Origin of the sequence: Kitasatospora sp. NPDC057198 (genome assembly GCF_042670125.1) — a bacterium.
Lineage (GTDB): Bacteria > Actinomycetota > Actinomycetes > Streptomycetales > Streptomycetaceae > Kitasatospora.
In genome coordinates, this window is sequence record NZ_JBHUWH010000269.1 from 1 (window position 1) to 10,642 (window position 10,642).

9 protein-coding genes are annotated in these 10,642 nt (G+C 73.4%); 3 read left to right on the forward strand and 6 right to left on the reverse strand.

Annotated elements, in window-relative coordinates; translation table 11 throughout:
• Positions 1–18 precede the first annotated feature (18 nt).
• The 5 genes from pgl to tkt form a co-directional block, all read right to left on the reverse strand.
• Entirely contained in the window at positions 19–759 is a 741-nt protein-coding gene (gene pgl, locus ACFUEL_RS26005) for a 6-phosphogluconolactonase (protein WP_380239181.1), read from the reverse strand.
• Positions 756–1,898, reverse strand: a complete 1,143-nt coding sequence (gene opcA, locus ACFUEL_RS26010) for a glucose-6-phosphate dehydrogenase assembly protein OpcA (RefSeq protein ID WP_380239182.1) — start codon at positions 1,896–1,898, stop codon at positions 756–758. The genes pgl and opcA overlap by 4 nt, the downstream gene beginning before the upstream one ends.
• The gene (gene zwf, locus ACFUEL_RS26015) at positions 1,895–3,454 is read right to left on the reverse strand and encodes a glucose-6-phosphate dehydrogenase (RefSeq protein WP_380239189.1); all 1,560 of its coding nucleotides are present in this window, start codon (positions 3,452–3,454) and stop codon (positions 1,895–1,897) included. The genes opcA and zwf overlap by 4 nt, the downstream gene beginning before the upstream one ends.
• A gap of 70 nt (positions 3,455–3,524) precedes the next feature.
• Positions 3,525–4,664 (reverse strand): transaldolase, encoded by a 1,140-nt coding sequence (tal, locus tag ACFUEL_RS26020; protein ID WP_380239183.1) that lies wholly within the window; start codon positions 4,662–4,664, stop codon positions 3,525–3,527.
• A 96-nt stretch (positions 4,665–4,760) separates the two neighbouring features.
• Positions 4,761–6,857, reverse strand: a complete 2,097-nt coding sequence (tkt, locus tag ACFUEL_RS26025) for a transketolase (protein ID WP_380239184.1) — start codon at positions 6,855–6,857, stop codon at positions 4,761–4,763.
• 401 nt (positions 6,858–7,258) lie between these two features.
• Here tkt and ACFUEL_RS26030 point away from each other — a divergent pair, with 401 nt between their 5' ends.
• Entirely contained in the window at positions 7,259–8,203 is a 945-nt protein-coding gene (locus ACFUEL_RS26030; protein WP_380239185.1) for a heme o synthase, read from the forward strand.
• A gap of 36 nt (positions 8,204–8,239) precedes the next feature.
• Here the strand turns inward: ACFUEL_RS26030 and ACFUEL_RS26035 are convergent, their stop codons facing one another.
• Positions 8,240–8,884 carry a DUF2461 domain-containing protein gene (locus ACFUEL_RS26035; protein WP_380239186.1) on the reverse strand — a complete coding sequence of 215 codons (645 nt, stop codon included), beginning with the start codon at positions 8,882–8,884 and terminating at the stop codon, positions 8,240–8,242.
• Between the two features lie 83 nt (positions 8,885–8,967).
• Between ACFUEL_RS26035 and ACFUEL_RS26040 the strand changes: the two genes are divergently transcribed.
• Together ACFUEL_RS26040 and ACFUEL_RS26045 are read left to right on the forward strand one after the other, a co-directional pair.
• A complete protein-coding gene (locus tag ACFUEL_RS26040; protein WP_380239187.1) occupies positions 8,968–10,260 on the forward strand; it encodes an FAD-dependent monooxygenase in 1,293 nt (430 codons plus the stop codon).
• Positions 10,261–10,269: 9 nt separating this feature from the next.
• On the forward strand, positions 10,270–10,602 hold the full coding sequence (locus ACFUEL_RS26045; protein ID WP_380239188.1) for a hypothetical protein: 333 nt from the start codon (positions 10,270–10,272) through the stop codon (positions 10,600–10,602).
• The last annotated feature ends 40 nt before the right edge of the window (positions 10,603–10,642 follow it).

A 10,642-nucleotide genomic window follows, 5' to 3' on the forward strand; every position in this document is an offset into this window, starting at 1 on the left:
CGTGCGGGGTGCGGGGGCCTAGCCGAGCTTGCCCGCCGCCGCGTCGTCCAGCAGCCAGAGCGTCCGCTCGGTGCCGCTGACCGCGCCGGCCGGGGCCGTGGCGGCCCCGGGGGAGGTGCGGGCCAGCGCGACCGCGTCGGCCTTGTCCTCGCCGGCGGCCAGCAGCCACACCTGGCGGGCGTGGTGCAGGGCGGGCAGGGTCAGCGAGAGGCGGGTCGGCGGGGGCTTGGGGGAGTCGTGGACGGCGATGACGGTGCCGTCGGTCCGCTCGACCCCGGGGTGGCCGGGGAAGAGCGAGGCGACGTGCGCGTCGGGGCCGACGCCGAGCAGCAGGACGTCGAAGACCGGGAGGCGCTCGCCGGGGTCGGCGGCCGCGGCCAGGTCGGCGGCGTACTGTTCGGCGGCGGTCTCGGCCGGGGTGCCGCCGTCCGCCGGGGGCATCTCGTGCACCCGGGCGCCGAGCGGCCGGACGGCGTCCAGGAACGCGGCGGCCTGCACCGCGTTGCGCTCCGGGTCGCCGGCCGGCAGGTAGCGCTCGTCGCCCCACCACAGGTCGACGTGCGCCCAGTCCACCGCGTCGCGCGCCGGGTGGGCGGCGAGCGCGGCGAGCAGGGCGTTGCCGTTGCGGCCGCCGGTGAGCACCAGGTGTGCGGTGCCGCGGGCGGCCTGGGCGTCGGCCAGGGCGGTCAGCAGCCGGGCGGCCGCCGCCTGGGCGAGCAGCGCGGCGTCCCGGTGGACCAGGACCAGGTCGCCGCTCACTGGCCGCTCCGCTTGCGCGGGGCGGCCTTCTCGGCGGCGGGCGCCTTCTTCGCGGCGGTCTTCCCGGCCGCTGCCTTCGCCGGCAGCTTGGCGGTGACCCGGGCCGGGGCGGCGGCCGCCGCCTCGACCACCTTGGGCGTCTCCGACTCCGCCGCCGCGGGGGCCTCGGCCTCCACGGTGCCGCCGGGGCCCGCGTGCCCGACCCCGGCGATCCGCTCGCGCAGCCGGTCGACCGGGGTGCGGACGGCGGTGGCGTAGATGTCGTCGGGGTCGAGGCGGCGCAGCTCCTCGGCGATCAGCTCGGCGGTGTCGCGGCGCTTGAGCGCGACCATCCGGTCGGGCGCGCCGGGCATGCAGAGCGTGCCGAGCAGGCCGTCGGGGCGGTCGAGGGTGATGTCGCCGTCCTCGGTGCGCAGCCGCACCGCGGTGATGCCGGGGCCGCCGGTGACGACCCGCTCGACCGGGACGCGCAGCCGGTTGTTCAGCCACAGGCCGAGCAGTTCGACGCTGGGGTTGTACGACTCGCCCTCGACCACGGCGCCGGTGATGGTGACCTCGCGCTGGTCCAGGGCGGCGGCCAGCATGGAGCGCCAGCCGGTGATCCTGGTCCAGGCGAGATCGGTGTCGCCGGGGGTGTAGCCGGCCGCCCGCTGGGCGAGCTGGCCGACCGGGGACTCCGCGGTCACCGCGTCGGTGATGCGGCGCTGGGCGAGCGCGCCCAGCGGGTCCTGCGCCGGGTTGAGCGGCGCGTTGTCCGGCCACCAGACCACCACGGGGGCGTCCGGCAGCAGCAGCGGCAGCACCACGGACTGGGCGTGCGCGGCGAGTTCGCCGTGCATCCGCAGCACGACCGTCTCGCCGCTGCCCGCCTCCGTGCCGACCAGGATCTCCGCGTCGAGCCGGGTCTCGGCCCGGGCGCGGGGCGAGCGGCCGGCCCGCTTGATGACGGCCAGGATGCGCGAGGGGTGCTCGCGGGACGCGTCGTTGGCGGCCTTGAGGGCGTCGTAGGCGCTGCCCTCGTCGGTCACGATGACCAGGGTCAGCACCATGCCGGCGGCGGTCGAGCCGCTGGCCCGGCGGGCGTCCATCATGGTCGCGTTGATCTTGCTGGACGTGGTGTCCGTCAGGTCGATCTTCATGGCCGGCGCCAGCTCCTGCCGTCTCGTGCGAGCATCTCGTCCGCCTCGACCGGCCCCCAGGTGCCGGCCGGGTACTGCGCGGGCTTCCCGTTGGCGTCCCAGTACTGCTCGATCGGGTCGAGGATCTGCCAGGACAGCTCGACCTCCTGGTGCCGCGGGAAGAGGTTCGCGTCGCCGAGCAGGACGTCCAGGATGAGGCGCTCGTACGCCTCGGGGCTGGACTCGGTGAAGGACTCGCCGTAGGCGAAGTCCATCGTGACGTCGCGGACCTCCAGCGCGGTGCCGGGGACCTTCGAGCCGAAGCGCACGGTGACGCCCTCGTCCGGCTGGACGCGGATCACCAGGGCGTTCTGGCCGAGCTCCTCGGTGGCGTAGGAGTCGAACGGCAGGTACGGGGCGCGCTGGAAGACCACCGCGATCTCGGTGACCCGGCGGCCCAGCCGCTTGCCGGTGCGCAGGTAGAACGGGACGCCCGCCCAGCGCCGGTTGTTGATCTCCAGCTTGATCGCGGCGTAGGTGTCGGTCTTGGACTCGGGGTCGATGCCGTCCTCGTCCAGGTACCCGAGCACCTCCTCGCCGCCCTGCCAGCCCGCCGCGTACTGGCCGCGCACGGTGTGCGCGCCCAGGTCGGCGGGCAGCTTGACGGCGCTGAGCACCTTCAGCTTCTCGGCGACCAGCGCCTTCGGGTGGAAGGACGCCGGCTCCTCGATGGCGGTCAGCGCCATCAGCTGCAGCAGGTGGTTCTGGATGACGTCACGGGCGGAGCCGATCCCGTCGTAGTAGCCCGCCCGGCCGCCGATCCCGATGTCCTCGGCCATGGTGATCTGCACGTGGTCGACGTACGACCGGTTCCAGATCGGCTCGAACATCTGGTTGGCGAAGCGCAGCGCCAGGATGTTCTGGACGGTCTCCTTGCCCAGGTAGTGGTCGATCCGGAAGACCTCGTCCCGGGGGAAGACCTCGTGGACGATCCGGTTCAACTCCTGGGCGCTGGCCAGGTCGTGGCCGAACGGCTTCTCGATCACGGCCCGGCGCCAGGAGCCCGGCGCCGGGTCGGTCAGGCCGTGCTTCTTGAGCTGCTGGACCACGGTCGGGAAGAACTTCGGCGGCACCGACAGGTAGAACGCGAAGTTGCCGCCGGTGCCCTGCGCCCGGTCGAGGTCCTCGATCGTGCGGCGCAGGGTGTCGAACGCCTCGTCGTCGCCGAAGTCGCCCTGGACGAAGCGCATGCCCTTCGCCAGCTGCTGCCAGACCTCCTCGCGGAAGGGCGTGCGGGCGTGCTCCTTGACGGCGTCGTGCACCTCGTTGGCGAAGTCCTCGTCCTCCCACTCGCGGCGGGCGAACCCGACGAGCGAGAAGCCCGGCGGCAGCAGGCCGCGGTTGGCGAGGTCGTAGACGGCCGGCATCAGCTTCTTGCGCGACAGGTCGCCGGTGACGCCGAAGATCACCAGACCGGACGGGCCGGCGATCCTCGGGAGCCGCCGGTCGGCGGGGTCGCGCAGCGGGTTGACGGACCGGACGGGGGTGTCGCCCGCGGCCGGTTCCGTGCCCTCCACATCCGGGTACGGCTGGGTGTTGCTCACTGTGGTGTGCTCCGCTTCCGTGACGTCAGTTCGTGAGCAGGAGTCAGTTCTTGCCGTGCGCGTCGAGCGCCGCCGTGACGGTGTCGAGCAGCTCGGTCCAGGACGCCTCGAACTTGCTGACGCCCTCGTCCTCCAGGACCTGGACCACGTCGTCGTAGTCCACGCCCGCGGCGGCGACCGCGTCGAGCACGGCCTTGGCGTCGGCGTAGTTCGGGGTGATGGTGTCGCCGGTGACCTCGCCGTGGTCGTCGGTGGCGTCCAGGGTGGCCTCGGGCATGGTGTTGACGGTGCCCGGGGCGACCAGCTCGGTCACGTAGAGGGTGTCCGGCAGGTTCGGGTCCTTGACGCCGGTGGAGGCCCACAGCGGGCGCTGCGGCTTGGCGCCGGCCGCCTCCAGGGCCGCCCAGCGGGCCGAGGCCGGCTTGGAGCCGTCCACCGAGCCGTAGACCTCCTCGTACGCCTGGTAGGCGAGGCGGGCGTTGGCCACGGCGGCCTTGGAGCGCAGCTCCTTGGCCTCGGGGGTGCCGACCGCCTCCAGGCGCTTGTCGATCTCGGTGTCCACGCGGGAGACGAAGAACGAGGCGACCGACTCGATCTGGGAGAGGTCCAGGCCGGCGGCCTTGGCCTGCTCCAGGCCGGTCAGGTGGGCGTCGATGACGGCCTTGTAGCGCTCGAGCGAGAAGATCAGCGTGACGTTGACGCTGATGCCCCGGGCCAGCACCTGGCTGATCGCGGGAAGGCCGCCCATGGTGGCGGGGATCTTGATCAGCACGTTGGGGCGGTCGACCAGCCACCACAGCTGCTTGGCCTCGGCCACGGTGGCGTCGGTGCGGTGGGCCAGGCGCGGGTCGACCTCGATGGAGACCCGGCCGTCGCGGCCGTTGGAGGCGTCGTAGACGGGGCGCAGCACGTCGGCGGCGTCCCGCACGTCGGAGGTGGTGATCATGCGGATCGCCTCCTCGGTGGTGACCTTGCGGACCGCGAGGTCGGTCAGCTGGCCGTCGTAGGCGGCGCTGCCGCTGCCGATGGCCTTCTGGAAGATGGTCGGGTTGGTGGTGACGCCGACGACGTGCTTCTCCTGCACCAGCTCGGCCAGGTTGCCGGAGTTCAGGCGCTCGCGGCTCAGGTCGTCGAGCCAGATCGCCACGCCTTCTTCGCTGAGGCGGTTCAAAGCGTCGGTCATGGTGCTCAGTCCCTCTTCTTCTTCTCGTACGTCTGGTGGAGTCCGGGGAGCCGGCCCGGGGTAGTGCGGATACCCCGGACCGGGCGGGTCAGCGCGTCAGCGCGAGACGGCTTCGACCGTGCGCAGCGAGGCACGGGCGGCGTTGGTGACCGCTTCGGCGGTGAGGCCGAACTCCTCGTACAGCACCTTGTAGTCGGCGGAGGCACCGAAGTGCTCCAGGCTGATGATCCGGCCGGCGTCGCCGACCAGCTCGCGCCAGCCCTGGGCGATGCCCGCCTCGACCGAGACCCGGGCCCGGACGTTCGGCGGCAGCACGCTGTCCCGGTACGCCTGGTCCTGCTCGTTGAACCACTCCACGGACGGCAGCGAGACCACCCGGGTCGGGACGCCCTCGGCCTCCAGCACCTCGCGGGCCGCCACGGCGATCTGCACCTCGGAGCCGGTGCCGAGCAGGATCACCTTCGGCGCGCCGCCGGTGGCCTCGGCCAGCACGTAGCCGCCCTTGGCCGCGCCCTCGGCGGAGCCGAACACCTCGCGGTCGAAGGTCGGCACGCCCTGGCGGGTCAGCGCCAGGCCGACCGGGCCGGGGTGGCTGGTCTGCCGCTCCAGCACGGTGCGCCACACCACGGCGGTCTCGTTGGCGTCCGCCGGGCGGACCACCGCGAGGCCGGGGATGGCGCGCAGCGCGGCCAGGTGCTCGATGGGCTGGTGGGTCGGGCCGTCCTCGCCGAGGCCGATCGAGTCGTGCGTCCAGACGTAGGTGACCGGCAGCTTCATCAGGGCGGCGAGCCGGACCGCGGGGCGCATGTAGTCGGAGAACACCAGGAAGGTGCCGCCGTAGACGCGGGTGCGGCCGTGCAGCGCGATGCCGTTCATGATCGAGCCCATGGCGTGCTCGCGGATGCCGAAGTGGATCGTCCGGCCGTACGGCGAGGCGCTCTTGAGCGGGTTGCCCTCCGGCAGGAAGGACGACTCCTCGTCGATGGTGGTCAGGTTGGACTCGGCGAGGTCCGCGGAGCCGCCCCACAGTTCGGGGACGATCGCGCCGAGCGCCTTCAGGGTGTCGCCGGACGCCTTGCGGGTGGCGACGTCCTTGCCGGCCGGGAAGACCGGGACGGCCTTCTCCCAGCCGTCGGGCAGTTCGCCGGACTGGATCCGGTCGAACGACGCGGCCTGCTCCGGGTTGGCGGTGCGCCAGGCGGCGAGCCGGCCCTCCCACTCGGCGTGGGCGGCCCGGCCGCGCTCCACGACCTCGCGGGCGTGGGCGAGGACCTCGTCGGTGACCTCGAAGGTCTTCTCCGGGTCGAAGCCCAGCACCTTCTTGGTGGCGGCGATCTCGGCGTCGCCGAGGGCCGAGCCGTGCGCCTTGCCGGTGTTCTGGGCGTTCGGCGCGGGCCAGGCGATGATGGTGCGCATCGCGATGATCGACGGCTTGCCGGTCTCGGCCCGGGCGGCCTCCAGCGCGGCGGCCAGCGCGGCCACGTCGATGTCGCCGTCGGCCTTCGGGGCGACCCGCTGGACGTGCCAGCCGTACGCCTCGTAGCGGCCGAGCACGTCCTCGGAGAAGGCCGTCTCGGTGTCGCCCTCGATCGAGATGTGGTTGTCGTCGTACAGCGCGACCAGGTTGCCCAGCTTCTGGTGGCCGGCCAGCGAGGACGCCTCGGCGGAGATGCCCTCCTCCAGGTCTCCGTCGGAGACGATCGCCCAGACCGTGTGGTCGAACGGCGAGGTGCCGGGCGCCGCGTCCGGGTCGAACAGGCCGCGCTCGTAGCGGGCGGCCATCGCCATGCCCACCGCGTTGCCGATGCCCTGGCCGAGCGGACCGGTGGTGGTCTCGACGCCGGCGGTGTGCCCGTGCTCGGGGTGGCCGGGGGTGCGGCTGCCCGCCACCCGGAACGCCTTCAGGTCGTCCAGGGACAGCCCGTAGCCGGACAGGAACAGCTGGGTGTACAGCGTGAGGGAGGTGTGCCCCGGGGAGAGCACGAAGCGGTCGCGGCCGACCCAGGTCGGGTCGGTCGGGTCGTGGCGCAGGAAGCGCTGGAAGATCAGGTACGCGGCGGGAGCCAGCGACATGGCGGTTCCGGGGTGCCCGTTCCCCACCTTCTGCACGGCGTCCATGGCCAGGACCCGGGCCGTGTCGACGGCCCGCTGGTCCGCCTCGCTCCACTCAAAGACGTTCGGCGTGGTGCTCACCCTGACTCAGGGCTCCTTCCGGATTCTGTGAAGTGTGACCCCGTGAAGAGGACCGCTCGGCCACGCCGCTGTGGCTGGTGCCGATCACGGAGGGTTGATCCCGCTTCTCTGTGCGAGCCTACCGTTTGCGGCGCACCTCACCCTCTGTGCCGGGGCAACGTGAGACGGCGGCGTCGCATTCCACCGACGGGGCGTCAATCGCTCTGTCCTACCTTCACCCTTACGGGGAGGGTTTGCCCGTTCCGAAGGGCAAGACGGGAGCGGGTGCGGCTCGCCGGGGACCCCGGGGCGGATCGGGAGATATGGAACGTCTATGGTTGCGTGGTACGCGCAGAGCGGACGGCGGGCACCCTGCGGGTCTCCGGGTCGCCTGTGGAAGTTCATCGACTGTTGAGGTGTCCGTGACCGCCGTCGAATCCCGCCCCGCAGGGGTGGTGGTAGGGACGAGGACCGCGCCCCGGCCGTTCGGGGCCCGCGTCGGGGCCTTCGTGGCCCTCACCAAACCCCGGATCATCGAACTGCTGCTGATCTCCACGGTGCCGGTGATGTTCCTGGCCCAGGGCGGCGTGCCGAACCTGTGGCGGGTCCTCGCGGTCGTGGTCGGCGGCTACCTGTCGGCGGGCGGCGCCAACGCGCTGAACATGTACATCGACCGGGACATCGACGCGGTGATGTCCCGCACCGAGCGGCGTCCGATCGTCACCGGCATGGTCTCCCCGCGCGAGGCGCTGGTCTTCGGCGTCGCGCTGGCCGTGGTCTCCACCCTGTGGCTCGGCGTCCTGGTCAACTGGCTGTCCTCGGCGCTCGCGCTGGGCGCCCTGCTGTTCTACGTCTTCGTCTACACCCTCGGCCTCAAGCGGCGCACCTCGCAGAACGTCGTCTGGGGCGGCATCGCCGGCTGCATGCCGGTGCTGGTCGGCTGGTCCTCGGTGACGAACTCGCTGTCCTGGGCGGCCGTGGTGCTGTTCCTGGTGGTGTTCTTCTGGACGCCGCCGCACACCTGGGTGCTGATGATGAAGGTCCGCGACGACTACGCCAAGGCCGGCGTGCCGATGCTGCCGGTGATCCGCGGCAACATCGGCGTCGCCAAGCAGGTCGTCGCCTACTCCTGGGTGATGGTGGCGACCTCGCTGCTGCTGTGGCCTGCCGCGCACACCAGCTGGCTGTACCCGGCGGCCGCCGCCGTCCTCGGCGCGCTGTGGATGAAGGAGGCGTACGCCCTCCAGTCGCGCGCCAGGGCCGGCATCGTGGGCGCCAAGCTCAAGGAGATGCGGCTGTTCCACTGGTCGATCACCTACCTGACCCTGCTCTTCCTGGTCGTGGCGGTCGACCCCTTCGTGGGCTGACACCCCGCTCGACCTCCCTGCCCGACCCCCTCGGCCTCAGCGCGGCGGAAGCTCGCTGGGGCCGACGTGGTTCTCCAGCCACTCGTGCAGCGGCGCCGCCGCGTGCAGGAAGCCGGTGATCCGGCCGTACGCCTTCGCGGTGCCCAGCCAGGCCGCGGGCTCCCACTCCTGCCAGGCGATCAGGCCCTTGTGGCGCAGCAGTTCGATCCGCGGGTGGTCCCTGGGCACGCCGCGCGGCGCCGTCTTCAGGCTGGCCCGGCCCACCACCTGCGGCCCGGCCGCCCGGACGGCCGCCACCACCCGCTCCAGCTCGGCCCCCGGCACGTCCTCGGCCACCGCAGCGCGGTAGCGCGCCAGTTGGTCGCTCTCCAGGTGGTAGTAGCCCAGCCCGCAGGCCAGCCCGTCGGCGGACAGCTGCACGTAGCCGCCGGACTCCAGGTACCCGCCGACGTGCGTCTTGTACGGGGACTTGTCGGCGGAGAACCGGACGTCCCGGTTCGGCCGGAACACCTTCCCCGGCCCGAACTCCGGCTCCAGCCGGGCGAGCAGGGCCTCCATCGGCGCCCGCACCGCCTCGTCGTACACCGCGCGGTGCGCGGCCCAGAAGGTCTTCGAGTTGTCGGCCTCCAGGTGCTCGTAGAACTCCAGCGCCTCGGCCGGCCAGCCACGGAAATCGTTCACCCGGACAGTATTCACGCCGCGGGACTGACACACCGTCAGCTGCTAGGTTGCGGACGTCCGCCGAGAGCACCGGGAGCGCGCCGATGACCACCCGCACCACCACCGTCGCGATCGTCGGCGCCGGGCCCGCCGGGCTGGTGCTCGCGCACCTGCTGCGCCGGGCGGGGGTCGGCGTCGCCGTCCACGAGCGGCGCTCCCGGGCCGAGCTGGAGGGCGCCGCCCGGGCCGGGGTGCTGGAGCACCGGGTGGTGGAGCACCTGCGCGGGCTGGGGCTGGCGGACCGGCTGACCGCCGAGGGGGAGCGGCACGGGCGGTGCGAGATCACCTGCCTCGGCGAGAAGGTCACCGTCGACTACGGGGAGCTCTCCGGCGGCGCGCGGCACTGGGTGTACCCGCAGCAGTTGCTGGTCCGCGACCTGGTCGCCGCCTACGAGGCGGACGGCGGCACGATCGCCTTCTCCTCGCCGGTCGCGGCGGTGACGGCGGACGGCGCGGGGCGGCCGGTGCTGGACACCGCCCGCGGGGAGCTGCGCGCCGCCTGGGCGGTCGGCTGCGAGGGCGCGCGCGGCCCGGTCGCCGCCGCCTTCCCGGACGGTGCCGGGGGGGCGGCCCGCCGCTACCCGTACGACTGGCTGACCGTGCTGGCCCGGATCGACCGGCCGGTGGGCACGATCCGCTACGCGGTGCACGCGGACGGGTTCGCCGGGATGATGCCGCGCACCGCCGAGGTCGGCCGGTTCTACCTGGAGGTGCCCGCCGGGGAGCGGCTGGACGGCTGGGACGCGGACCGGATCCGGGCCGGGCTGGCGCACCGGCTGGAGCTCGGCGGCCCGGACCCGGTGCCCGGCGAGCTGCTGGAGACCGGCGTGCTGCGGATGCGCGGCCGGGTCGCCCGCCGGATCCGGCACGGGCGGCTGCTGCTGGCCGGGGACGCCGCGCATACCGTCACCCCGTCCGGCGGCAAGGGCCTCAACTCGGCCGTCGCCGACGTCGTCGACCTGGCCGGGGCGCTGCTGGCCGAGCTGGGCGGTGGCGGCGGTGTCGGCAGCGGTGACGGCGGTGACGGGGGCGGTGTCGGCAGCGGTGACGGCGGTGCGCTGGACGGCTACCAGCGGCGCCGACTGGCGGCGGCCTGGCGCACCCAGGAGTTCTCCGACGGACTGCTCGACCTGCTCCACCTGCCCGCCGGGCTGCCGCCGGAGGAGCGCGAGTTCGCGCTGCGGCTGCGGCTGGAGCGGATCCACCGGATCGCCCGCCCCGGCCCGGAGGGCGCCGCCTTCGCCCGCGCCTACGCCGGGGCCGGGGAGCTGGCGGCCGCGGAGGTGTGGGCTCCGGCACAGCGCACTGCCGTCGCCAGCGCGGCTACCCCTCGGTAGCATGCGGGCATGACCAACGCGGACACCGCCACCACCACCGCGCCGGACGCCCGCGCCGAGCGCCGCGCCAAGCGCATTGCCAAGCACCTGAGCAGCTTCGCCGCGCAGCACGGCGGCAGCGCCGACGGCGTCGTGGAGTACGTCGGCGCCATCGGCACCCGGATCGTCCTGGTCGGCGCGGACGGCGCCTGGGGCGACCAGGTCGCGCCCAGCTACCCGATCGGCCGCCGGGCCGCCGAGCTGGCCGGGATCACCCTGCACGACAGCTTCGAGGGCGAGCTGGGCCTGAAGGTGAAGACCGGCCCGTACGAGTGGAAGCGGATGGCGGGCATCCAGATCTGACCCGCGCCGGAACGCGACGGAGGCCCGCCGGGGCTCGGAC